Origin of the sequence: Stenotrophomonas chelatiphaga (assembly GCF_032054965.1) — a bacterium.
In the GTDB taxonomy this organism is placed as follows: domain Bacteria; phylum Pseudomonadota; class Gammaproteobacteria; order Xanthomonadales; family Xanthomonadaceae; genus Stenotrophomonas; species Stenotrophomonas chelatiphaga.
Genome location: NZ_DAMBRS010000005.1, coordinates 182,624 through 204,639, shown reverse-complemented (window position 1 = coordinate 204,639; position 22,016 = coordinate 182,624). Strand labels below are relative to the sequence as shown.

Here is a 22,016-nt window from a genome sequence, read left to right as displayed (position 1 = left end):
CTGGCGGACATCGGTTCTCAATTGCCTGCCCGCGTGGGATGCCACCACGGACACCATGGATCGCCGTTGCCATGGGATTGGTACACCGGTTCGGCCATGACGGCTACGCATCTGGTGCCGCGTCGACCTGCGGTCCATTGATGAAGCGTCGGCAACAGGGGAATCCACCATGGAGAACGGACCATGTCACGCCATTCAAATTACACGCCGCTTGCGACTGCGCTGGCCTTGCTGATGACCGGAGGGGCCTCGGCCGCGTCCTTGTTCGACATTGCCGAGGGGCCTGCAACACGTGCCGCTGCAGACGCTGGCTGGGCCCGCCTGCAGGCCGATCCGAGCACCGCTGGCGTCCAGGCGCTACGCATGAACGTTGCTGCACTGGCCGGTGATCGGCTGGAGCTGCCGCTGGGCGAGCGGGTGCTGCAGGTACGCCGCCTCCGCGAAGAGGCGACGGCCGATGGCGGCGCGATCTGGTATGGCGCCGAGCAGGATGCCGCCGCGCCGCTGGCGATGTCCGCGCAAGGGGTCATGGCGCCTGCATCGGTGATCCTGGTGCGGGCGGCCGATGGCAGCGTGACCGGCACCATCCGACACCGCCAGGATCGCTATGACGTGCGTCCGTTGGGCGCAGGGCAGCACGTGCTGGTCAAGGTGGACGAACGCGGGTTGCCGCCGCAGCATCCGCTGGGCACGCCATCGATGCTGGCGCCGCCGTCTGCGCCGGACGTGCAGATCCGCAGCGGAGAGCCGGGCGACTGGGCGACGATACGGGTGCTGGTGATGGCCACCCAGGGGGCGATCAACGCCTATGGCGGCGACATGCGGGCCAAGGCCGAACTGGCCGTGGCCGAATCCAACCAGGGCTACCTCAATGGCTGGACCAACATCCGCATGGAGCTTGCCGACTACCGCACGACCTGGTTCCCTGACGGACGCATGGGGGATGATCTGGGGCGGTTGCAGCACCCGGGCGATGGCCAGCTGGATGAAGTGCACGCCCTGCGTGATGCCAGCCGTGCGGATGTGGTGGTGCTGCTTACCGACGGCAAGGACGCGTGTGGCGTGGGGTACATCAATGCACCGGCCTCGCATGCCTTCGCTGTTGTCGGCTGGCGCTGTGCCACCGGCAACTACACCTTCGCCCACGAAATCGGCCACGTGCTGGGCGCCAACCATGACCGCGCCAATGCATCCGGGTCGCCGTATCCCTACGGACACGGTTACCAGTTCAGCCTGCCCAGTGGCGAGCGTTTCCGCACCATCATGTCCTACGACTGCCCGGGCGGCTGCACGCGGCTCAATACCTGGTCCAACCCGGACATCACCTACGGCGGTGGCCGCACCGGTGACGCGGCCACGGCGGACAACCAGCGGGTGCTGGTGCAGCGCAAGCACGTGGTCGCCGGCTTCCGTTGACCTTGCTGTGGCCTGGGTGCAACAGGTATGTCCCCGCGTCATGCCTGCGGGCGTGGTGCGCGGCAGTGCCCGCTGCGCCTTCGGTCCGGTTTTACGGACCGGCCAAGGACGGCATTTCCTGATGGAACCAAGCCCTTGGGCGAGGCGTAATGCTCCCACGCAAACCGATCTCTGCAGCGCCTGGTGTGGGGCGCTGGATCGTCGGGCTGCTCACTGGAGATCACCATGTTGCACTCCCTTCTGCTGCCCGGCCTGTTGCTGGCCGGTGGCTCACTGGCCTCTGCCGCTCCCCCGCTGCTGGAACTGCACGACGCCGGGGCCTCCACGCTGCACGCCGATACGCCGGCGTTGGCGATCGACGTCGATGGCCGACCGGTCGAGGTGCGGCGCGAACACGCCCTCACGCTGCCCACCGGCGATGTGGCGTGGACCGGCAGCTGGGGCGTCGCCGGCCAGCGTGCCGCAGGAGAGATCAGCCTGGTCCGCTCTGCGGCCGGTGTCACCGCGGTCGCACGCGTGGGTGAGCAGGTGCTGCGCATCGTTCCGGTCGGCGGCGGCCAGCACCAGGTCCTGCCACGGGCCGCCCACCTGCTGCCGATGCATCCTCCGGGCGACATCCCGGTGGGGCCCCTGCAGGCGGGCGCCGCCGGCCCGATGGCCATCGCGCCGGCCAGCCGGATCCGCCTGCTGGTGGTGGCCACGGCCGACGCCGTGGCCGGCTACCCCGGCGACCTGCGGGCACTGGCCGAGCTGTCCATCGCCGAATCCAACCTCACCTATCGGCGCAGCGGCGTGGACATGGACGTGGAACTGGCGGGGTACGTGGTCACGCCCTATGTGGAAAGCGGCAACATGGAGCAGGACCTGAGGCGCCTGCGTTCGCCTGGCGACGGACACATGGACGAGGTCCACGCGCTGCGCGACCAGCACGCGGCCGATGTCGTGGTGCTGCTGATGAACCGTGCGTTTGCCTGTGGGCTCGCCGACCAGATCGGAGCGGACGCCGCCGGTGCGTTCATTGCCATGCTGGAGCAATGCGCCACGGGAGAGTACGTCCTTGCCCACGAAATCGGCCATCTGGCAGGCGCCCGGCACGACATCAAACGTGATCCGGCAGGGGTTCCGTTCGCCTTCGGCCACGGGTACTGGTATCAGCCGCCGCGTGCGCTGGGATGGCGCACGGTGATGTCCTACGACTGCCCGACCGGCTGCCGGCGCATTCCGTACTGGTCCAGCCCGGACCTGGCGTACGAAGGCCAGGCCACCGGGAACCGCAACGAAGCGGATAACCGCCGTGTGCTGGAACTCACCCGCGCGACGATCGCCGGCTTCCGCTGAAGCGATGCATCACAGCGCCTGCAGTGACATCCCGTCGGGGGTGACCCGCAGCACCGAACCCTGCTCATACCAGTCGCCCAGCACGATGCGCGTGCGGGCCTGGCCGCCTGCCGTCAGCGAATGCACGGCGGGGCGATGGGTATGGCCGTGGATCATCGTGTCCACGCCGTAGCGGACAAAGGTCGCCTCAACCTCGGCCGGTGCCACATCGGTGACGGTTTCGAACTGCGCGCGATCGCCCTGCTTCATTTCCGATTGGCGGCTCTGGCTGGCATCGCGTGCCTTCTGCGCGAACGCGATGCGCGCGGCCAGCGGCTGGGCCAGGAACTGGGCCTGGAATGCGGGGTCGCGGGTCTGCGCGCGGAACTGCTGGTAGGGGATGTCATCGGTGCACAGCAGGTCGCCATGCTGCAGCAGTACCGGCGTGCCGTACAGGTCGATCACGCTGGGATCGGGCAGGATGCGCATGCCGGCACGGGCGGCGTACTGCTCGCCCAGCAGGAAGTCGCGATTGCCGCGGATGAAGTACACCGGCACGCCAGCGTCGGACACCTCCTTCAGCGCCGCTGCCACCGCATCGGCCGCAGGCGAAGGCGTGTCGTCACCGATCCAGGCTTCGAACAGATCGCCCAGGATGTACAGCGCGTCCGCCGCAAGCGCTTCGCTGCGCAGGAAGGCAAGGAAGAGATCGGTGATGGCCGGACGGCTCGCGTCCAGGTGCAGGTCGGAAATGAACAGCGTGGTCATGCGCCTATTCTAGGACCAGCGGGGGAGCGGCGCGATACCGTGGCACGCTGGGGGTATGGACCGAACAGCCGCGTCGCAATGCACTCCCTGATCGTTGCAGGCAGGTGGGCAGCTGCGCATCAACAGGTCGCGGCGTGCGTGTCCTTGGCGGGATCGCGCCAACGCGCCGTGTTTCACCTAGGACCCGGCTGAATTTCGTCGTCAACTGGGCCTGCGCGCTGTGCCTGCGACGCGCATCCTTCCGTGACACGAGGTGAATGCCATGAACACGCTTCATCGCTTCAATCCGCTGCTGACCGGGCTGGCCCTGATGTTGTCCGCTTCCGTCGATGCCGCACCCCTCTTCTCTCCGGCGACGGCGCCGGATTCCCTGCACGGGCGCGCCGCGCTGGCGTTGAAGATGGCCAGCCAGTACTCGCCGTCCACTGCGCCGCTGTGGATAGACCTTGCGGCATCAGCCGTAAATGCCGATACCGCAAGCCTGGAGTTCGAACTCCAGGGGCAACAACTCACAGCCACCCGCGTGCAGGGTGTTCGCTTGGCGGACGGAACCATCACCTGGTCAGGAACCATCGCCGCCGACACGCAGGAAGACGAAGGAAGCATCGACTTGGTGCGCACGCCGGAAGGGGTAACCGGGATCATCAAACGGGGTGATCTGTACCGCATCGAACCGGCCGGCGGACGGCATCACCTGTTGAGCCTGGACACCCAACTGCCAGCGCTGCCACGCCATGGAGCGGATCATCCCGCGCCGCCGCTGCTCACATCCGCGAAGGACATCGCGGCCGTGGCAGGCAAGGCGTCCAGCGCCGCTGGACCCAGCGTGATCCGGGTGCTCGCTGTTACCACCAACGCAATCGACAACGCGCAGGGCGCACGGGTCAGATCCCTGATCCAACTCGGAATCACGGAAGGCAACCGGACCTACGTGGACAGCAACATCGACGCGCAGATGGAGCTGGCCGGCTATGAACCCATTGCCTACGGCGGTACCTCCATGTCGCAGGCCCTGCAGTACTTCCGCGATCCACGCACGCCCGGTTCCAAGGCCGTGCGCGCGCTGCGCGACCAGGCCAAGGCCGATGTGGTCATGCTGGTGATGGGCAACGACTTCTACTGCGGTGTCGCGCCGGTCGGTGCCAGCGCGGAGGACGCGTTCATGGTCGTACGCGTGGAGTGTCTTGCGGGCAATGACACCGTGCCACATGAGTTGGGCCATATCATCGGGTCAAGCCACAATCCCGAGAATGGAAGTGGCGCGCTCTACCCGTATGCGTACGGCCGCCAAGTCTGCAATCTGGGCCGCGGAAACTGGCATTCGGTGATGGCCTATCCGTGTCAGAACCGTTCGGCGCGCGCGCAGAAGTGGACCAGCCCCATCGTGATGCACGATGGCAGGCCGACAGGGAATGCCCAGCGCTTCGACAATCGCCGGGTCATGGAGGAAAACCGCGAGCGCGTTGCCGGCTTCCGTTGAAGGTACACCGCGTCATCGCTCCGTGGATGGGGTGTCAGCCCGGTGGCTCAACGCCCCATCCACTGCCTGTCAGATACCCAGCGGCAGCCAGCTCAGGCTGGCCCACGCCAGCAGCAGCGCGATGCCGGTGGCGGCCAGGACATCGCTGGGATAGTGCAGGCCCAGCACCACGCGCGATGCCGCCACGCCGAGCGTGAACGGCACCAGCAGCGGCGCCAGCCACGGGTAATGGAACAGGGCGACGGCGGTGAACGAGACGGCATGCAGGGTGTGTCCGGAGGGAAAGCTGAACTCGTCCAGCGGGGCCACCCAGGCGCGGATGCGCAGGTCGGCCTTGCACGGGCGCGGGCGCCGGGTCCAGCGCTTCAGGCCCTTGTACAGCAGCAACGCGGCCAGCCCCGTGGCGGCCATGTGGGTACTGGCGCGCAGCCCCTGCATGCCGTCCAGCAGCACCAGCGCACCCATCAGCACGTACCAGAACACGCCATCACCCAGCCGGCTGATCACCGCGAACAGCGAGCGGATGCGACGGCGGCGGCAGTACAGGTTGGCACGGCGGCACCAGCGGGTTTCGCGGCCGATCAACAGGTCAAGCGGCGTGGTGCGCATGCAGCCTCCGGGCGTGGGCAAGTTCGGACAGCAGGGCATCGAATTCGGCCACCACCTGCTGCGGATGCAGGCGCTTCATGTCCCGCGCCGCCTGCTGGCCAAGCGTGGCGCGCAGCGTGTCATCGCCGGCAAAGCGCAGCGCGGCCTGCACGAACTGGTCATCGGTATCCACCGCCGCGCCATTCTCGCCATCGCGCAGGTATTCGCGTGCGGCGCCGTAATCGAAGGCGACCGTGGCCAGCCCACTGGCCATGGCTTCAAGGGTCACGTTGCCGAACGTCTCGCTGCGGCTGGGGAACAGGAACAGGTCGCCGCTGGCGAAATGGCGCGACAGCGCTTCGCCGCGCTGCACGCCGCAGAACAGGAAATCAGGATTGTCGTGCGCCAGCTTTTCGCGGGCCGGGCCGTCGCCGACCAGCACGAAGCGGGCCTTGGGCCGCTGCTGCTGCAGCCGGCGGAAGGCCTTTACCGCCAGCCCCAGGTTCTTTTCCGCGGCGATGCGGCCGACGTAGATCGCGGCAAAACCATTCCCTTCGATACCCCATTCTTCGCGCAGCGCAGGATCGCGCTTGGCCGGATCGAACTGCTGGCTGTCCACCGCGCGCGCCAGCAGCCGCACCCGTTCGAAGCCTTCGCCGGCGAGGAAGTCCTGCAGCTCACGGGTGGGCACCAGGGTGGCATCGGCCTGGTTGTGGAAGCGGCGCATCCAGCGCAGCGCGGCGGCCTGCAGCCAGGCCACGCCGTAGTCGGGCAGGTATTCGTCGAAGCGGGTATGGAAGCCGGTGGCGACCGGGATGCCGAGCCGGCGCGCGCAGCGCAGGGCGGACCAGCCCAGCGGGCCTTCGGTTGCGATGTAGACCGCATCGGGGCGTCGTGCCTGCCAGTGGCGGCCGAGCCGGACCGGTGCGGGCAGGCCGAAGCGCAGGCCGGGATAGCGGGGCAGGGCGGCACCGGGGACCAGCAGCGCGCCGTCCAGCAGGTCGGCGTCGCGGTCGGCGTGCTGGCGCGGTCGCACCAGGTCGACCTCGTGCCCGGCCTGGCGCAGGCCCATCTCCAGCCCCTGCACGGTCAGGGCCACGCCGTTCACTTCCGGAGGGTAGGTCTCGGTGACGATCGCGTAGCGCATGGGATTCTCCCGTTTGTGCGCATGCTCGTCGCCGGGCATGTCCCGGGCGTGACCGGATTGCGACCGTCGCGTGACCGGGGTCGAACGGGTGGGACCCCCTCGCGGGTGGCTTTGTTGCTGCAGCTGGGGTGGGCCGGGCGGTGGGGCTGTGCGGGGGACGGCAGGAGCCGCCCCTCCGGGGTCCGGCCCAGCCGCTGGGCGGCTGTGCGTTCGGGTGCTTGCGAAGCGGTGCTTCGCAAGCAAAGCCCCCTCACCCATGCGGGCCTCGTTTCGCGCCGTCCATGGCGCTCAACGCCCCCCGCCCAGCCCCACCGTCCGGCCCCTGACAGGTTCCGGGCGCCGCCACCCGCGCAAGAGGAAAAAAGAACAAAGGCAGGGGTCAGAGTCCTTTCGCTGCGCGAAAGGACTTTGACCCCATCTTTCTCCCACCCGTCCAACCTCTGGCTTTAACCAAAAGCCGCCATGGGCCTGTCGAAGGTGGGGCGGGGTAGCCTCGCGGGAACGCTCATCCGCATGGGTCCGGCGCATGCGCCGGACGGGCTGGGCAGGAGTCCTGCGCAGGCCTTGCCGCCTGTGCAGGACTGCACCGGCGAGCAAGCGGATGGCGAGCCTGCCGGGACGTATTCACGGCGATTCCCGCGGGGCTACCCCGCCCCGCCCACCCACAGCCCTGCAGCTGTTGACGTTGACGTTGCCTACGCTACCGAATCAGGCCACGAACGGTTTGAACTGCAATCCCAGGCCGGTCATGCCGTCCACTTCGCCGATCAGGTCGGCACGCAGCAGCGGCCGGGGATCGATGAAATTCTGCGGCACGATCAGCGACAACCGGTCGTCCTCCGCCGTGATTTCCAGCACCGGCAGCGGCGTGGATTCGTGCGCCCGGTTGACCAGCACCGCCAGCCGCAGCAACGCGGCCAACCGGCGCGCCGGGACCACCAGGCGCTCGGGAAGTGCCTCGAACGCACTCTTGGGCACGTTGCGGCGGTGCGTGCGTACCAGCGCGGCCAGCATCTGTTGTTCCTGGCGCGAGAACCCGGCGATGTCCGAGTTTTCCAGCACGTAACTGCCATGGGTGTGGTAACCACTGTGCGCGATCATCAGCCCCAGTTCGTGCAGGCGTGCAGCCCAAGCCAGCATGCGCTGGTCGTCGGCATCCAGCGCCCAGCTCTGCTGCACCTGCTCGAACAGCGCCAGCGCGGTGGCCTGCACGCGGTCGGCCTGCGGCACATCGATGCCGTAGCGCACCGTGAAGGCGGCCACGGAGACGTCGCGCGGGTCGTTCTCGCCGGCACGGCCGACGATGTCGTACAGGATGCCTTCGCGCATCGCCGCCTTGCTGACCAGCAGCTTCTGCAGGCCGAGCGCCTGGAAGGCCGCTTCCAGCACCAGCACGCCACCGGCGATGATCGGCCGACGGTCGCTGCCCAGTCCGGGCAGCACGATGTCATCGATCTTCTTGGCCTTCAGCAGTTCATCGCGCAGCTGCGGCAGCGCCTCGGCGGTGATCGCGCCCTTGCTCAGCTTCATCGCCGCGCAGATCTCGCTGATCGCCTTGTGGGTGCCCGAAGAGCCCAGTGCCTCGTCCCAGCCCAGCGCCCGGTACTTGCTGGCGAACGGCTGGAATTCACGGCCGATCTCGGCCAGCGCATCCTTCCAGCGCTTGCGGCTGAGCTTGCCACCGGGGAAGAAGCGCCGGGTGCTGGCGATGCAGCCGGCCTGCAGGCTTTCGCGTTCCAGGGTCTGCATGCCCGAGCCGATGATGAACTCGGTGGAGCCGCCGCCGATGTCGATCACCAGCCGGCGCTGGTCGGCCTTGGGCGGCTGCGCATGCGCCACGCCCAGGTAGATCAGGCGCGCCTCTTCGCGCCCGCTGACCACTTCGATGGCATGCCCCAGCGCGGTTTCGGCCGGCATCAGGAACGCCTGCGGCGAGCGCAGCTGGCGCACGGTGTTGGTGGCCAGGGCGCGCACGCGGTGCGAGGGCACGTCGCGGATGCGCTGGCCGAAGCGGGCCAGGCATTCCAGCGCGCGTTGTCGCGCCTCGCTGGACAAGCCGCCTTTGCCATCCAGGCCATCGGCCATGCGCACGGTCTCGCGCAGGCGGTCGACCACCCGCAGCTGCCCCAGCGTGTAGCGGGCGATGACCATGTGGAAACTGTTGGAGCCGATGTCGATGGCGGCCAACAGGTCGCCATCTTGCAGGGTCGGGGAAGTCGATGTGTGCGGCATGCTCGAATGGTAGCCGAAGGCGGGTGCCGCTCGTCACCGCGCCTTCTTCACGTTGCCGGACCGGCAGCGGTCACAGGCCCTGCATCAAGCCCATCTGCGCCGAATGCGGGGCCTCGTCATGCGCCGGTGCCAGCTTCACGTAGCGGCCGTCGGCCTGCAGCTCCCAGGCGTTGAGGTTGTCGTCCAGGTAGTTCTGCAGCACTTCGCGGTACACCCGTCGTGCCAGCGCCGGGTCGAGGATCGGGAACGCGGTTTCCACGCGGCGCAGCAGGTTGCGTTCCAGCCAGTCCGCACTGGCGCAGTACAGTTCCGGTGCGCCGGCATTGCCGAACCAGTAGACGCGGCTGTGTTCCAGGAAGCGGCCGACGATGGAGCGCACGCGGATGTTGTCCGACACCCCCGGCACGCCGGGACGCAGCGTGCAGGCGCCGCGCACGATCAGGTCGATCTGCACGCCGGCCTGCGATGCGGCATACAACGCGCGCACCACCTGCGGTTCGTTGAGGGCGTTCATCTTGGCGATGATGCGCGCCGGCCGTCCGGATTCGGCGATCGCCTTCTCGCGTTCGATGCGCTTGAGCACCCCGGCGTGCAGGGTGAACGGCGATTGCAACAGGTGCTTCAGCTTGGCCTTGGATGCCAGCCCGGACAACTGCTGGAACAGCAGGTGCACGTCGTTGCCGATATCCGCATCGGCGGTGATCAGGCTGATGTCGGTGTAGGCGCGTGCGGTGCCGCTGTGGTAATTGCCGGTGCCCAGGTGCACGTAGCGGCGCAGCTTGCGGCCTTCGCGGCGCACGATCAGCAGCATCTTGGCGTGGGTCTTGAAGCCCACCACGCCGTACACCACCTGCACGCCGGCTTCCTGCAGGCGATCGGCCAGGCCCAGGTTGGCCTCTTCATCGAAGCGCGCGCGCAGCTCCACCACCACGGTCACGTCCTTGCCGTTGCGGGCGGCCTGGATCAGCGCCTCCACGATCAGCGAGTCCTTGCCGGTGCGGTACAGCGTCTGCTTGATCGCCAGCACGTTCGGATCGATCGCCGCCTGCTTGATCACGTCCAGCACCGCGGTGAAGGCATCGAAGGGGTGGTGCAGCAGCACGTCCTGGCGGGCCACGGTTTCGAAGATGCCGTCGCCATCGCGCAGCGTGCGCGGGGTCATCGGTGGGTACTTCAGGTCCGGGCGCGGGAGGACGTCGTACAGCTGGACGACCCGGTTGAGGTTGACCGGGCCATCGATGTAATACACCGCGTTTTCGGTCAGGCCGAAGTTCTGCAGCAGGGTGCGCACGATGTCGCGCGGGGTGTCCTGGGCGATCTCCAGGCGCACCGCGGGCCGGTAGCCGCGGTCGACCAGTTCGTCGCGCAGGGCCAGCGCCAGGTTCTCGACTTCCTCCTCGTCCACCACCAGTTCGGAATTGCGGGTGACGCGGAACTGGTAGGCCCCTTCCACTTCCATGCCCGGGAACAGCTCGTCGACGAACGCCGACAGCATCGAGGACAGGAACACGAAGTTGCGGCCCTCGCCGAGCGACTCGGGCAGTTCGATGATGCGTGGCAGCGAGCGCGGTGCGCGCACGATGGCCAGGTGGCCACTGCGACCGAACGCATCCACGCCCTTCAGCACCACCACGATGTTCAGCGATTTGTTGAGGATCTTCGGGAACGGATGCACCGGGTCCAGGCCCAGCGGCGACAGCACCGGCATGATCTCGTTGCGGAAATAGGCGCGCAGCCAGCGCTTCTGGCGGTGGTTCCAGGAATGCCGGCCGAGCACGCCGATACCCGCCTCCTGCAGTGCCGGGCGCAGCACCTCGTTCCAGCAGCGGTACTGCTGGTCCACCAGTTCGGCAGCGCGGTCATGGATGGCGGTGAGGATCGCCTGCGGACTCATGCCGTCCGGTGCCGGTGGCAGCCCGAATTCCTGTGCATGGCGCACGGCCGCCGCGCGGATTTCGAAGAACTCGTCCAGGTTGGTGCAGGAAATGCACATGAAGCGCAGGCGCTCCAGCAGCGGCACCTGCGGATCCAGCGCCTGCGCCAGCACGCGGAAATTGAAGTCCAGCTGGGACAGTTCGCGGTTGATGTACAGCGCCGGATCCCGCAGTGAATCGGATTCCGGCTGCGGCACGGCGGGGAGGGATCCAAGGCTGCTCATGGCTTCAATCTTCGGCGTGGAGGGAGGCGGCCACATCGCGCGCGCGGACGTGCGCGGCATCGAAATGGCAGGAGAACGTGGAGCCCTTGCCGACCTCGCTCTGGATCTCCAGGCGGGCGTGGTGCAGGCCAAGGATGTGCTTGACGATGGACAGGCCCAGGCCGGTACCGCCGCTTTCGCGCGAACGGCTGCTGGACACGCGGTAGAAGCGTTCGGTCAGCCGCGGCAGGTGGTTGGCCGGGATGCCATAGCCGGTATCGTGGACGGCCAGCACCACGCCGTCGCCTTCGCGGCTGAAGATCACCCGCACCTGGCCTTCGGCCGGGGTGTAGCGCACCGCGTTGGTGACCAGGTTGGAAAACGCGCTGTGCAGTTCCTTGATCGACCCCAGCAGGTCCACTCCGGCATGGTCTTCCACGGTGATCTGGTGGCGGCCCTGGCTGTGGGCTTCGGCTTCGCGGCGCAGCGTGGCCAGCATCGGCAGCATGGCGACCACTTCGGCATCGCCGGCTTCCTGCGATTCCAGCCGCGACAGGGTCAGCAGGTCTTCCACCAGCTGGGCCATCCGCTGGCTCTGCTTGCGCATCTCTTCCAGCATCGGCCCGGTGCCGGGGAAGTCCTCTGGATCCATCATGTCCAGGTAACCATGCACCACGGTCAGCGGCGTGCGCAGTTCGTGCGATACGTTGGCGACGAAGTCACGGCGCACCTGTTCCAGCCGCAGCAGCTTGCTGACGTCGCGGGCGATCAGCAGCCAGTGGTCGGCCGAATAGGGGATCAGGCGCAGGTTGAGGCGGATCGCCGGATCCACCGGCGAGGGCACGTCCAGGATCGGTTCGGCATTGCGTCCACCGGCCAGCCAGTGGGCCAGCGGCATCGGCTGCAGGCGCTGCACCAGCGCCTGGCCCAGGTCACCGGGATGGTGCAGGCCGAGCAACGTCGTGGCCGCTTCGTTGAACCACTGCACGCGTTGGCTGTTGCGGTCCAGCACCACCACCGCATCGGGCAGCGCGGCGGCCGCGGCCCGGTAGCTGCGCAGCATGTCCAGCAGGCGGCGCTTGCGCACGCGCATTTCATGCTGGTTGCGCGACACCACGCGGTCCAGTTCGTTCCAGACGCCGGCACCGTCGGCGATCTCCCAGCGCTGCCGCGCGGTCAGCCGGCCGAGCACCCGGCGCAGCCGCCAGTAGTGCCAAGCCAGCGCGCCGATGGCGGCGATCGCCAGTCCCATCCACGCATCACCGAGCGCCCAACCTGCCACCCCGGACAACAACAGCACCGTGGTCAGGGTGGCCAGGGTCTTGAACCAGGCGGAACGGATGTGACGCGGCATTGCAGTACCAGTGATCAGGTGGACGTGGAGAAGCGGTAGCCGGCACCGCGCACGGTCTGCACCATGTTTTCAGCGGCGAACGGTTCCAGCGTCTTGCGCAGGCGGCGGATGTGCACGTCGATGGTGCGCTCTTCCACGTACACACTGCCGCCCCAGACGTGATCCAGCAACTGCGCCCGCGTGTACACGCGTTCGGGGTGGGTCATGAAGAAGTGCAGCAGGCGGTATTCGGTCGGGCCGATCGGCACCGGCTGGTCGTTGGCGAACACACGGTGGGCGGCGCCGTCGATGCGCACCGAACCCACCGCCACGCTGCCATCTTCGTCGTCATCGCGCGCCCGGCGCATCACCGCACGGATCCGTGCCAGCAGCTCGCGGGCCGAGAACGGCTTGACCACGTAATCGTCCACGCCGGCTTCCAGTCCGCCGACCCGGTCGTTTTCCTCGCCACGCGCGGTCAGCATGATGATCGGCACCTCGCGGGTCAGGGCCTCCTTGCGCCAGCGGCGGGCCAGGTCCAGGCCGCTGGTGCCCGGAAGCATCCAGTCCAGCAGGATCAGGTCGGGCACGCGATCGGCGATGGCCGTCTGTGCTTCGCGTGCGTCGCCGGCGTGGATCGGCTCGTAATCGCCCTTGCGCAGGGCAAAGGCCACCATTTCGCGGATCGCGGGTTCGTCGTCGACGATCAGGATGCGTTTCTGCACGAGGCCACCAAGTTGCTCATCAGATCGGGAGTGACGTCAGTAGACTACGATTTGATGACATGTTTGTGACGCCATCGACCCCGCTGTAACGACCAGCGGTCGGCAGGTCGCAGGGCGGCGTGCCTCAGCGGCGCTCGAGCTCGGGGTCGTTGACGCCCTGGCGGCGCATTTCCAGCACGGTCGGGGTGATGGTTTCGATGCGTGCGTCCACCCGCGCGCGGGTGACGTAATCCAGGCCGGGCTGGCGTTTGAGCGCCTGCAGCTGCATCAGTGACTGTTCCGGGCGGCCATTGAGATAGGCCGCTTCGGCATAGGCTTCGCTGGCGCGGTGGGCATCGCCGGCCAGTTCACTGGCGCGGGCGAAGCGCTGCTGGAAGACTGGATCGTTGCCGCTTTGTGACAACAGCGGGCGCAGCATCGCCTGTGCGCGCTGCCCGGCCGCCTGGCCGCCCTGCTCATTGAGGATCTGCGCGAAGGTCAGCGCCACCGGGCGGCTGCCCGGATGCTCGCGCAGCAGCGCCTCGAAGCGTTCATTGGCCTTGGCCGCCTGGCCGGAGCGGGATTCTGCTTCGCCCAGCGCCAGTGCCACCCACAGGTTTCCCGGGTCGGCGTCGTTCAGTTCAGCCAGGGCGCGCGCGGCGCCGGCCGCACCGCCGGTGCCGGTGGTCAGCTGGGCCAGGGCCTGGCCGTAGCGCTGGGCTGGGGTCAGGCCGCCCTTCTGCCGCGCCAGGCCTTGGTACTCACGGGTCAGTTCCGACGGCGTCACCGCGCTGAGCACCCGCAGGCGCTCGCGGGCCCAGTCGAAATCACCGCTGGAACCGCGGCTGAGCTGGCCCACCGATACCTGCATGCCCGGCGGCAACAGCAGGTTGTTGCGGCGGGTGATCGGGTCGGACAGGCCGGGATCGCTCGGGTTCACCCGTTCGGTGCGCACGCCACCGGGCACCTCGGTGGTCAGCACCACGGTGTCCTTCTTCATCTGCTCGGCGCGCAGCTTGGCCTCGCTGATGCGGGTGGTGTTGACCGGGTGGGTGCGCAGGAAATCCGGCACGTTGTAACCGCCGTCATTGCCGCGCATCGAAGCGCTCATGCGCTCGAAGAAGCCGGCCATCGCGTCCACGTCGTAGCCGCTGCGCGCCAGCGTGCGGATGCCCAGCCGGTCGGCCTCGGATTCATTGGAGCGGGTGTAATCGATCTGCCGCTGCTGCATCAGGCCCATGCCCGAGGCGATGCTGGCCATGGTGGCGTTGCCGGCCGAATTGCCGCCGGCCTGCTGCGAGGCGATCACCGCCGCCAGCATGCCCAGCAGGATCGGAATCTGGTCACGCTGCGCGCGTTCCACCCCGCGCAGCACGTGCTGCTGGGTGACGTGGGCGATTTCGTGGGACAGCACCGCGGCGACCTCGTCCTCGCGTTCGGCGGTGAGCACCAGTCCGGCATTCACCCCGATATAGCCACCCAGCGTGGCGAAGGCGTTGATCTGCCGGTCCTTCATCATGAAGAAGGTGTACTGCTGGCGCGGCTGGGCGCTGTTGGATCCCAGTCGGGTGCCCATGGTCTGCAGCCACTCGGCGGTGAGCGGATCATCCAGCAGGTAGCCGTAGTTGCGCAGTTCGCGCAGCATCATGCCGCCGTACTCGGCCTGGCGGGCGGGGGTCAGCAGTTCACCGGCAGACGAGCCGATATCGGGCAGCGAATCCTGGGCCTGGGCCAGCGGCACAGCCAATGCGAGGGTCAGGGCAGCGGAGAGCAGCAGCGGTCGCAAGCGGTCGGTCCTCGGGCAGCGTCCCCCAGCGTGGCAGGCCGGGGGGAAACCTATCGTTAATCCACAGTGTTGCGGCCATGGCGTGGATTTTCCATCAGGCCGCTACCATATACAGACAGTCGAACCGTCGTGGAGTTTCCCGTGAGCCAAGTTGAACAGCCTGCTGGTGGCGCCCCCGCCATCACCATTTATTCCACCGCTGTCTGCCCGTACTGCGTGGCGGCCAAGAACTTCCTCAAGAGCAAGGGCCAGCAGTGGACCGAGGTGCGCATCGACCTGGATGCCGCCGAGCGCGAAAAGATGATGGCCAAGACCCGCCGCACCAGCGTGCCGCAGATCTTCGTCGGCGAGGTCCATGTCGGCGGCTACGATGACATGATGGCCCTGCACCGGGAAGGCAAGCTGGAGCCGCTGCTGGCCGGGCAGGGCGCAGCATGAGCGCAGCGGACGAAAGCGGCGACCGCCTGGCTGAATTCAACGTCTACCGCAAGAAGATGAACGAGCGCATCCTGGCCGAACCGAACCAGGTCGTGCGCCGCTTCTTCGCGCTGGACACCCAGACCTACCAGGCCGGCGCGCTGGATGTGAAGACCAAGGAACTGCTGGGCCTGGTGGCATCGCTGGTGCTGCGCTGCGACGACTGCATCAGCTACCACGTGGCCCAGTGCAAGGCCGCCGGCGTGGAGCGCGATGAGTTCTTCGAAACGTTCTCGGTCGGCCTGGTGGTGGGCGGCTCCATCGTGATCCCGCACCTGCGCCGCGCGGTGGACTTCCTGGACCAGCTTGAAGCCGGCGCCGCCGCCCCGGCCGAACACGAGCACTGACCTTGCAGGGGCGACGGGGTCAGGCTCCTTTTCCGCCGGAAAAGAAACCTGACCCCTTGCTGCCCGGCGGCTTTCCGCGGGGATTTGCCGCTGCGCTCGCCAAGCATGGCTTGGCGCTACCCCGGCCTCGGACTTTGGTCTATTTGGGAGCTTGGACCCGGCTGAGGCATAATTGCGGGTGAAACTTACCTGCGCCGGTGCACCGGACACCCCCGGACGGCGTTTTTCCCCCTGTTCGGAAATTTGATCAATGACGCAGAAAATCACGGTCATCCGCGGCGATGGCATCGGCCCGGAGATCATGGACGCTACCCTGTACGTCCTGGACAAGCTCAACGCCGGCCTGGAATACGAAGACGCCGACGCCGGCCTGGTCGCGCTGGAAAAGCATGGCGACCTGATGCCGGCCTCCACGCTGGAATCGATCGCGCGCAACAAGATCGCGCTGAAGAGCCCGCTGAGCACCCCGATCGGCGGTGGCTTCACCTCGATCAACGTCAGCCTGCGCCGCCACTTCGACCTGTACGCCAACGTCCGCCCGGCGCACACCTTCCCGAACACCAAGTCACGTTTCGACAACGTCAACCTGGTGACCGTGCGTGAGAACACCGAAGGTGCCTACCTGGCCGAAGGCCAGGAAGTGTCGGCCGACGGTGAGACCGCCTTCTCCGGTACCCGCATCACCCGCAAGGGCTCCGAGCGCATCGTGCGCTATGCCTTCGAACTGGCCCGCAGCACCGGCCGCAAGAAGGTCACCGCCGTGCACAAGGCCAACATCATCAAGTCGACCTCGGGCCTGTTCCTGGCCGTGGCGCGCGAAGTGGCCGCCAAGTACCCGGACATCGAGTTCCAGGAAATGATCGTCGACAACTGCTGCATGCAGTTGGTGATGCGTCCGGAACAGTTTGATGTGATCGTCACCACCAACCTGTTCGGCGACATCATCTCCGACCTGTGCGCCGGTCTGGTCGGCGGCCTCGGCCTGGCCCCGGGCGCCAACATCGGTGAGAACGCGGCGATCTTCGAAGCCGTGCACGGCACCGCGCCGGACATCGCCGGCCAAGGCAAGGCCAACCCGTGCGCCCTGCTGCTGGCGGCGGCGCAGATGCTGGACCATATCGGCCAGCCGGAAAACGCCGAGCGCCTGCGCAAGGCCATCGTCGCCACGCTGGAAGCCAAGGATTCGCTGACCGGCGACCTCGGCGGCACCGGCAACACCATGGGCTTCGCCCAGGCCATCGCCAGCCGCCTGTAAGCGGCGGCGGTACGGTCACTGCACTACCAGCGGGGCGCCTTCGGGCGCCTCGCTGCGTTTGGAGCAGAGGTCTGTGCGGACCACGCACAGATGGCGTGCGGGTTCTGGACTGTGCGGCATGCGGGGCAGGAGGCAAGCTGGCTGCACACTCCGCAGCCAAGGTACCAACCGCATGAACATCGCAGCTTTCGGTCTTGCCAGCCTGATCGGCATGGCCGCCGTCGCCCCGGCCGCCGCCGCCGAGCCGGCCCATCCCACCATCCGCCACATGGCCGGTGCCACTCCGATCGACGCCCTGCAGGCAGACAAGACGGCGGTACTCGTCATCGATTTCCAGAACGAATACTTCCCGGGCGGCCGCATGGTGATCCCCGATGGCGCCAGTGCCCTGGAGAACACCCGTCGGCTGATCAAGGCGGCCGATGCCAAGGGCATCCGCGTGATCCACGTCCAGCACGTGCTGCCGGCCGGCGCTCCGCTGTTCGCCGAAGGGGGCAAGACCGTGCAGTTCCATCCGGACATGCAGCCGCGCACCGGTGAAACCGTGGTGCAGAAGGACAATGTGAGCGTCTTCGCCGGCGCCTCGGCCGCGGTGATGGACAGAACCTTGAAGGAGGCCGGCATCGACACGCTGATCGTCACCGGCCTGATGACCCACGCCTGCGTGTCGGGTGCTGCCCGTGATGCGGCGGCTGCACCGCGCGGTTACCGGGTGATCGTCTCCTCCGATGCGACCGCCACCCGTGACCTGCAACTGGCCACCGGGACGCGCATCGATCACAAGACGCTGCACGCAGCCAGCCTGGCCACGGTTGAAGACACCTATGGCGACGTCATGACCACCGACGCGATCATCGGCCTGGTCGGCAAGGCCGCCGCTGCCGCGCGCTGATAAGCTGGCAGCGCCCGCACCCGGCGGGCGCTGCCGGAGCGTGCCGACGATGGACCATTTCGCCGCGTTGCGTGCGTTGCGTGCCATTGTCGAAGCCGGCACCTTTACCGCCGCCGCCGAGCGCATGGGCACCACGCATTCGGCGATGTCGCGGCAACTGCGGCAGCTGGAAGACCATCTGGACGTACGGCTGCTGGATCGCAACAGCCGCCGCTTCGCGTTGACCGAAGCCGGTCGCCAGTATTACGCCGAATCGGTGGAGCTGCTGGACCGGCTGGAACTGGCCGACAACCGGGCCCGTGCCGCACAGGCGCAGCCGAGCGGTCGCATCCGCCTCAGCGTGCCCCAGGTGGTCGCCAGCCAGGAGCTGCCGCACTGGTTGCCGGCGTTCCTGTCGCGTCACCCGCAGATCGCGCTGGACCTGTGCGCGGACGACCAGCTGGTGGACGTGGTGGGCGGTGGCTTCGACCTGGTGCTGCGCATTGCCCATGAACTGCCGGACAGCCAGATGGTGGCGCGCGAACTGGCCTGCTGTGACCGCATCCTGGTGGCCGCACCGTCGTATCTGGCCCGGCACGGTCTGCCGCGCCACGGCAGCGACCTGGCGCAGCATGCACTACTGGCATTCAGTCCGGTGACTGCGCGTTCACCATGGCGGTTGCATGGCCCGCGTGGGGCGCAGCTGGAGGTCGAAGCCGGCCAGCGGCTGGCGGTGGATGCAACGCCGGCGCTTTATGCCGCCGCGCTTGCCGGCATGGGCATCACCTTGTTCACCGCACTCACGGTGCAGGACGACCTGCGCGCGGGACGCCTGATCCGCGTGCTGCCGGACTGGACCGCCGGCCAGCGACGCTATTACGCGCTGTACCCGCATGCCCGCGCGCTGGCACCGAAAGTGCGCGCGCTGGTCGATCATCTGGCGGCGCACTACGCCGCCCTGCAGTCGTCACTGACCGCGCGGTAGTAGCCCGGCAGGGGGCGCGGCAGGGGTCAGACTCCTTTTCGCAGAAAACGACTCTGACCCGGGACTCTGACCCCTTTTCCCGGCCGGCTCAGCGCTGCTGGATCTTCGACAGCAGGCGCAGGAATTCCACGTACAGCCACACCAGGGTGACCATCAGTCCGAACGCGCCGTACCACTCCATGAACTTCGGGGCGCCCTGTTCCACGCCGCTTTCGATGAAATCGAAATCCAGCACCAGGTTCAACGCCGCCACGATCACCACGAACACGCTGAAGGCGATGCCCAGCCCGCTGGCTTCATGGATCACCGGCACGTTGATGCCGAACAGGCCCAGCACGATCGACGCCAGGTACAGCAGCGCGATGCCGCCGGTAGCCGCGACCACGCCCAGCTTGAAGTTCTCGGTGGCCTTGATCAGCCCACTGCGGTACGCCACCAGCAGCGCGATCAGCGTGCCGAAGGTGGCCAGCACGGCCTGGAACACGATGCCCGGGAAGCGCTGTTCGAACACCGCCGAGACCGCGCCCAGGAACAGGCCTTCCACCAGCGCGTACATCGGCGCGGTGACCGGCGACCAGGTCTTCTTGAACACGGTGATCAGCGCCAGCACGAAGCCGCCCAGCGCACCGCCGATCAGGTAACCCATGCCGGCCGACGACAACGTACCGGCCGTCTCACCGCCGGTCACCAGCGCCTGGCTCCACGAGAACGACGCGGTCAGCACGGTCAGCAGCAACAGCAGGCCGGTCTTGTTGACGGTGCCGTTGAGGGTCATTACCTGGTCGCCGCGTGCGGAAACGGTGCCGCTGCCAAGGTCAAGGAAGGTGGACTCGGAAAGAGCCGGGTTGCCGCTGCGCATGTGCGATCTCCGTGCGAAAAGGGGGTAGGGGAGGCCATCCGGCCGTCTGCAGCCAGCATAACGCACGGCCGCAGCAGCCGGCCGGGCCGCGTCTGCGCACCCCTGCACAGGTTTGACAGAACCGGGGCCGGATGTTCACAATTCCCGTCTGCTCGTGGGCCCCGCCCTGGCAGGAAGCATCGCCGGGGTATAGCGCAGTCTGGTAGCGCGCCTGCTTTGGGAGCAGGATGTCGGGGGTTCGAATCCCTCTACCCCGACCAACCATCGCCCTGTTGGAGCGGGTTGGTCCACCCGGTTCGGGCGCCCGTAGCTCAACTGGATAGAGCACCGGCCTTCTAAGCCGGCGGTTACAGGTTCGATTCCTGTCGGGCGCGCCATTGGATCCGCGCTACAAACTCCAATTTTCCTCATGGACGCAGCGGTCGTGCCTGCGCACGATGTCCTTGCTGGCCCATCGGGGTCGGCCGGGATTGGAGTCCCGATTTCAGATTGACCGATCAACCTCTGTTGTGGCCTTCGGGCACGGCGGAGAATGCATTGCCGCGCCGGTTCAATGGCGGGTGATGCGCGGGATCTCCCGATCCGCCGGTTTTGGTCAATCTGGCCGGTACTCCAACCCGCATCGCCCGCCACCTCGCGCCCCGGCGCAGGTGGCTTGAAGCCCTGCGAGGTTCTCGATGTCGCCACAGCTGGATGCCGGCGCGCGCCTGTACGCGTTGATCGGCGAAGCCATCCATAACCTGCCGCCGCGCTTCGTGTCTCGGCTCGAAGCCATCCTCATGGCGCAGGACGATGTACGACCCGCCTACGTGCCGGTGCATGGCCTGCCGACGATGCAGCAGCGTCTGCGCGCGGCCGCGTGCCATGACGAGGCCTGTGCGGCCGCCGATGCCTGGCGCTGTGATGTGCGGCTGGCCGACCGCAAGCTGCGCGGGCTCGGTGCGGTGCTGCGGATCCTGCAGAAGGCGCAGGCCAATACCTATGACGCCACCGCCGACGTGCCGCCCGGCGACACCCTGGTAGGCGAACTGCTGCTGCTCGGGCGCGAACTGGTGGACAGCGCCCGCGACGCCCTGCGCGGCGCGGTGTGACCGCTGGCATCGGCCATTGCGAACCGGTCAGCAGGCGATGATGGCAGCCACTGCCTGCGGGACGGACCGGCCCGCGCGCATCGCGGTCATCAACGGCAGGTAGGTCCGCCGCAGGTCCGCGCGTCGCGCGCTCAGTGCCTGGATCATCGCGTCGTATTCGCCCCGCGCCAGCCCCAGCGGCAGCGACGCATCCAGCCAGCCGGGGCGCCGCCACGGCTGCGTGGCGTCGTCCGGCAGCAGGCACTGCTGGTGCTGCAGGTCACCAATCAGGCGATCCAGTTCGTTGGACTGCAGCAGCATCCGGGTCAGCCACCAGCCCGCCGGGGCGCTGGCGCGGAAGGACAGCGTGCACCGCGGCACGCCGTCGGCGGGTGGCTGGCGCTGCGTCAGGCGCAGGGTCAGGTGCAGCTGCGTGCGGATGCGGACCGGGCGAAAGCGGGTATTCATGGCAACGACCTCTCACCGGAAAGAAGGTCACGCTGACATGGAGCATGGGGGCGGCTCCAGCGATCCAGGGCTCGTTCATGCAGGGTCACCGTGGCGCAGGGCAGGGCAGCGGGCGATCCGGTGCGGTGGTAGCGGGTATGCAGAGGTAATTGCGACAGCTGCGGCGGCCGGTCGCGGGCAGCAGCGTACGGCCCGGCGCGCGCATGAAAACGGATGCGTGAAGAACTGCTTGCAATTCCGGGGCGACTCCGTAAAAATAGCGGACTTGCTTCGGCATTCGTCGCTTTTCGGCGCGGTGCAGGGCAGAAATCAAGGTTCCAGCGGCAGGCAGTCGATGCCACTGGGTCCGACGTTTCAGTGGTGGCTGTAGCTCAGTCGGTTAGAGTACCGGATTGTGATTCCGGTGGTCGGGGGTTCGAATCCCCTCAGCCACCCCACTGATTCAAGGCAGGTCAGCCGAAAGCAGATCAGCCGTTGCAGAAAGACGTAATGCAGCTTAAAGTATTCGTCTAGTTTTTAGGGCCGTTAGCTCAGTTGGTAGAGCAGTTGACTCTTAATCAATAGGTCCAAGGTTCGAATCCTTGACGGCCCACCAGACAGAAGCCACCAAGCAAGCGCTTGGTGGCTTTTTTCTTGCCCGCATGATGCCCATGGCATCGCACGCAAAAAAAAAGCTTGCAAGACGTGTCGCGGCCACGTCATAATTCGCCTCCCGATTTTCGGGCCGTTAGCTCAGTTGGTAGAGCAGTTGACTCTTAATCAATAGGTCCAAGGTT

The 22,016-nt window shown here is 67.3% G+C and carries 19 protein-coding genes and 5 tRNA genes (1 of these 24 cut by a window edge); 14 read left to right on the top strand and 10 right to left on the bottom strand.

Annotation, left to right across the window (positions count from 1 at the left end):
- The first annotated feature begins 183 nt into the window (after positions 1-183).
- The gene (locus tag RTX79_RS09490; RefSeq protein WP_312683365.1) at positions 184-1,416 is read left to right on the top strand and encodes a M12 family metallo-peptidase; all 1,233 of its coding nucleotides are present in this window, start codon (positions 184-186) and stop codon (positions 1,414-1,416) included.
- Positions 1,417-1,641: 225 nt separating this feature from the next.
- Positions 1,642-2,754 carry a M12 family metallo-peptidase gene (locus RTX79_RS09485; RefSeq protein ID WP_312683364.1) on the top strand — a complete coding sequence of 371 codons (1,113 nt, stop codon included), beginning with the start codon at positions 1,642-1,644 and terminating at the stop codon, positions 2,752-2,754.
- A gap of 9 nt (positions 2,755-2,763) precedes the next feature.
- Here RTX79_RS09485 and lpxH read toward each other — a convergent pair whose 3' ends face one another.
- A complete protein-coding gene (gene lpxH / locus RTX79_RS09480) occupies positions 2,764-3,501 on the bottom strand; it encodes a UDP-2,3-diacylglucosamine diphosphatase (RefSeq protein ID WP_312683363.1) in 738 nt (245 codons plus the stop codon).
- A 262-nt stretch (positions 3,502-3,763) separates the two neighbouring features.
- Between lpxH and RTX79_RS09475 the strand changes: the two genes are divergently transcribed.
- Positions 3,764-4,981: a M12 family metallo-peptidase gene (locus RTX79_RS09475; RefSeq protein WP_312683362.1), complete on the top strand. Its 1,218-nt coding sequence runs from the start codon at positions 3,764-3,766 to the stop codon at positions 4,979-4,981.
- A 69-nt stretch (positions 4,982-5,050) separates the two neighbouring features.
- Here the strand turns inward: RTX79_RS09475 and RTX79_RS09470 are convergent, their stop codons facing one another.
- From RTX79_RS09470 to RTX79_RS09440, 7 genes are all read right to left on the bottom strand, one after another.
- Entirely contained in the window at positions 5,051-5,590 is a 540-nt protein-coding gene (locus tag RTX79_RS09470) for a phosphatase PAP2 family protein (protein ID WP_057506993.1), read from the bottom strand.
- Positions 5,571-6,716, bottom strand: coding sequence for a glycosyltransferase family 4 protein (locus RTX79_RS09465; RefSeq protein ID WP_312683360.1), 1,146 nt, complete (start codon positions 6,714-6,716; stop codon positions 5,571-5,573). Before RTX79_RS09465 ends, RTX79_RS09470 begins: the two co-directional genes overlap by 20 nt.
- A 708-nt stretch (positions 6,717-7,424) precedes the next feature.
- Positions 7,425-8,948, bottom strand: a complete 1,524-nt coding sequence (ppx, locus tag RTX79_RS09460; protein ID WP_057506991.1) for an exopolyphosphatase — start codon at positions 8,946-8,948, stop codon at positions 7,425-7,427.
- 70 nt (positions 8,949-9,018) lie between these two features.
- Positions 9,019-11,106: a polyphosphate kinase 1 gene (gene ppk1 / locus RTX79_RS09455; protein WP_057506990.1), complete on the bottom strand. Its 2,088-nt coding sequence runs from the start codon at positions 11,104-11,106 to the stop codon at positions 9,019-9,021.
- A gap of 4 nt (positions 11,107-11,110) precedes the next feature.
- Positions 11,111-12,439 (bottom strand): phosphate regulon sensor histidine kinase PhoR, encoded by a 1,329-nt coding sequence (gene phoR / locus RTX79_RS09450; RefSeq protein ID WP_057506989.1) that lies wholly within the window; start codon positions 12,437-12,439, stop codon positions 11,111-11,113.
- Positions 12,440-12,453: 14 nt separating this feature from the next.
- Positions 12,454-13,143: a phosphate regulon transcriptional regulator PhoB gene (gene phoB / locus RTX79_RS09445; RefSeq protein ID WP_042614802.1), complete on the bottom strand. Its 690-nt coding sequence runs from the start codon at positions 13,141-13,143 to the stop codon at positions 12,454-12,456.
- 124 nt (positions 13,144-13,267) lie between these two features.
- The gene (locus RTX79_RS09440) at positions 13,268-14,908 is read right to left on the bottom strand and encodes a M48 family metalloprotease (RefSeq protein ID WP_309687741.1); all 1,641 of its coding nucleotides are present in this window, start codon (positions 14,906-14,908) and stop codon (positions 13,268-13,270) included.
- A 141-nt stretch (positions 14,909-15,049) separates the two neighbouring features.
- Here RTX79_RS09440 and grxC point away from each other — a divergent pair, with 141 nt between their 5' ends.
- The 5 genes from grxC (at position 15,050) to RTX79_RS09415 (ending at position 18,843) form a co-directional block, all read left to right on the top strand.
- A complete protein-coding gene (gene grxC, locus RTX79_RS09435; protein WP_057506987.1) occupies positions 15,050-15,346 on the top strand; it encodes a glutaredoxin 3 in 297 nt (98 codons plus the stop codon).
- Entirely contained in the window at positions 15,343-15,732 is a 390-nt protein-coding gene (locus RTX79_RS09430) for a carboxymuconolactone decarboxylase family protein (protein WP_312683358.1), read from the top strand. Before grxC ends, RTX79_RS09430 begins: the two co-directional genes overlap by 4 nt.
- A 250-nt stretch (positions 15,733-15,982) precedes the next feature.
- Complete coding sequence (locus RTX79_RS09425; RefSeq protein WP_123700529.1) at positions 15,983-16,987, top strand: isocitrate dehydrogenase; 1,005 nt, start codon at positions 15,983-15,985, stop codon at positions 16,985-16,987.
- Between the two features lie 172 nt (positions 16,988-17,159).
- Complete coding sequence (locus RTX79_RS09420) at positions 17,160-17,879, top strand: cysteine hydrolase family protein (protein WP_312683357.1); 720 nt, start codon at positions 17,160-17,162, stop codon at positions 17,877-17,879.
- A 49-nt stretch (positions 17,880-17,928) separates the two neighbouring features.
- A complete protein-coding gene (locus RTX79_RS09415; protein ID WP_312683356.1) occupies positions 17,929-18,843 on the top strand; it encodes a LysR family transcriptional regulator in 915 nt (304 codons plus the stop codon).
- Positions 18,844-18,931: 88 nt separating this feature from the next.
- On the opposite strand, the gene RTX79_RS09410 is transcribed toward RTX79_RS09415, so the two are convergent.
- The gene (locus RTX79_RS09410) at positions 18,932-19,702 is read right to left on the bottom strand and encodes a Bax inhibitor-1/YccA family protein (RefSeq protein WP_312683355.1); all 771 of its coding nucleotides are present in this window, start codon (positions 19,700-19,702) and stop codon (positions 18,932-18,934) included.
- Positions 19,703-19,885: 183 nt separating this feature from the next.
- On the opposite strand from RTX79_RS09410, the gene RTX79_RS09405 reads away from it, so the two are divergent.
- The 3 genes from RTX79_RS09405 to RTX79_RS09395 all read left to right on the top strand — a co-directional run bounded on the left by RTX79_RS09405 (position 19,886) and on the right by RTX79_RS09395 (position 20,793).
- A tRNA-Pro gene (locus tag RTX79_RS09405) sits at positions 19,886-19,962 on the top strand.
- Between the two features lie 40 nt (positions 19,963-20,002).
- A tRNA-Arg gene (locus RTX79_RS09400) sits at positions 20,003-20,079 on the top strand.
- A gap of 300 nt (positions 20,080-20,379) precedes the next feature.
- Positions 20,380-20,793: a hypothetical protein gene (locus tag RTX79_RS09395; RefSeq protein WP_312683354.1), complete on the top strand. Its 414-nt coding sequence runs from the start codon at positions 20,380-20,382 to the stop codon at positions 20,791-20,793.
- A 27-nt stretch (positions 20,794-20,820) separates the two neighbouring features.
- Here the strand turns inward: RTX79_RS09395 and RTX79_RS09390 are convergent, their stop codons facing one another.
- Positions 20,821-21,240 carry a hypothetical protein gene (locus tag RTX79_RS09390; protein WP_312683353.1) on the bottom strand — a complete coding sequence of 140 codons (420 nt, stop codon included), beginning with the start codon at positions 21,238-21,240 and terminating at the stop codon, positions 20,821-20,823.
- Positions 21,241-21,600: 360 nt separating this feature from the next.
- Between RTX79_RS09390 and RTX79_RS09385 the strand changes: the two genes are divergently transcribed.
- From RTX79_RS09385 to RTX79_RS09375, 3 genes are all read left to right on the top strand, one after another.
- Positions 21,601-21,677 (top strand) — tRNA-His (locus tag RTX79_RS09385).
- A gap of 82 nt (positions 21,678-21,759) precedes the next feature.
- A tRNA-Lys gene (locus RTX79_RS09380) sits at positions 21,760-21,835 on the top strand.
- Positions 21,836-21,961: 126 nt separating this feature from the next.
- A tRNA-Lys gene (locus tag RTX79_RS09375) sits at positions 21,962-22,016 on the top strand; it runs 121 nt beyond the window's last position.

What these genes read in the sequence shown, in the direction of transcription:
- RTX79_RS09395 (WP_312683354.1), top strand. Translation starts at nt 20,380, where the DNA reads ATGTCGCCACAGCTGGATGCCGGCGCGCGCCTGTACGCGTTGATCGGC.
- lpxH (WP_312683363.1), bottom strand. Translation starts at nt 3,501, where the DNA reads ATGACCACGCTGTTCATTTCCGACCTGCACCTGGACGCGAGCCGTCCG.
- ppx (WP_057506991.1), bottom strand. Translation starts at nt 8,948, where the DNA reads ATGCCGCACACATCGACTTCCCCGACCCTGCAAGATGGCGACCTGTTG.
- RTX79_RS09415 (WP_312683356.1), top strand. Translation starts at nt 17,929, where the DNA reads ATGGACCATTTCGCCGCGTTGCGTGCGTTGCGTGCCATTGTCGAAGCC.
- RTX79_RS09420 (WP_312683357.1), top strand. Translation starts at nt 17,160, where the DNA reads ATGAACATCGCAGCTTTCGGTCTTGCCAGCCTGATCGGCATGGCCGCC.
- RTX79_RS09430 (WP_312683358.1), top strand. Translation starts at nt 15,343, where the DNA reads ATGAGCGCAGCGGACGAAAGCGGCGACCGCCTGGCTGAATTCAACGTC.
- RTX79_RS09490 (WP_312683365.1), top strand. Translation starts at nt 184, where the DNA reads ATGTCACGCCATTCAAATTACACGCCGCTTGCGACTGCGCTGGCCTTG.
- RTX79_RS09485 (WP_312683364.1), top strand. Translation starts at nt 1,642, where the DNA reads ATGTTGCACTCCCTTCTGCTGCCCGGCCTGTTGCTGGCCGGTGGCTCA.
- RTX79_RS09465 (WP_312683360.1), bottom strand. Translation starts at nt 6,716, where the DNA reads ATGCGCTACGCGATCGTCACCGAGACCTACCCTCCGGAAGTGAACGGC.
- phoR (WP_057506989.1), bottom strand. Translation starts at nt 12,439, where the DNA reads ATGCCGCGTCACATCCGTTCCGCCTGGTTCAAGACCCTGGCCACCCTG.
- RTX79_RS09390 (WP_312683353.1), bottom strand. Translation starts at nt 21,240, where the DNA reads ATGAATACCCGCTTTCGCCCGGTCCGCATCCGCACGCAGCTGCACCTG.
- RTX79_RS09425 (WP_123700529.1), top strand. Translation starts at nt 15,983, where the DNA reads ATGACGCAGAAAATCACGGTCATCCGCGGCGATGGCATCGGCCCGGAG.
- RTX79_RS09470 (WP_057506993.1), bottom strand. Translation starts at nt 5,590, where the DNA reads ATGCGCACCACGCCGCTTGACCTGTTGATCGGCCGCGAAACCCGCTGG.
- ppk1 (WP_057506990.1), bottom strand. Translation starts at nt 11,106, where the DNA reads ATGAGCAGCCTTGGATCCCTCCCCGCCGTGCCGCAGCCGGAATCCGAT.
- RTX79_RS09410 (WP_312683355.1), bottom strand. Translation starts at nt 19,702, where the DNA reads ATGCGCAGCGGCAACCCGGCTCTTTCCGAGTCCACCTTCCTTGACCTT.
- RTX79_RS09475 (WP_312683362.1), top strand. Translation starts at nt 3,764, where the DNA reads ATGAACACGCTTCATCGCTTCAATCCGCTGCTGACCGGGCTGGCCCTG.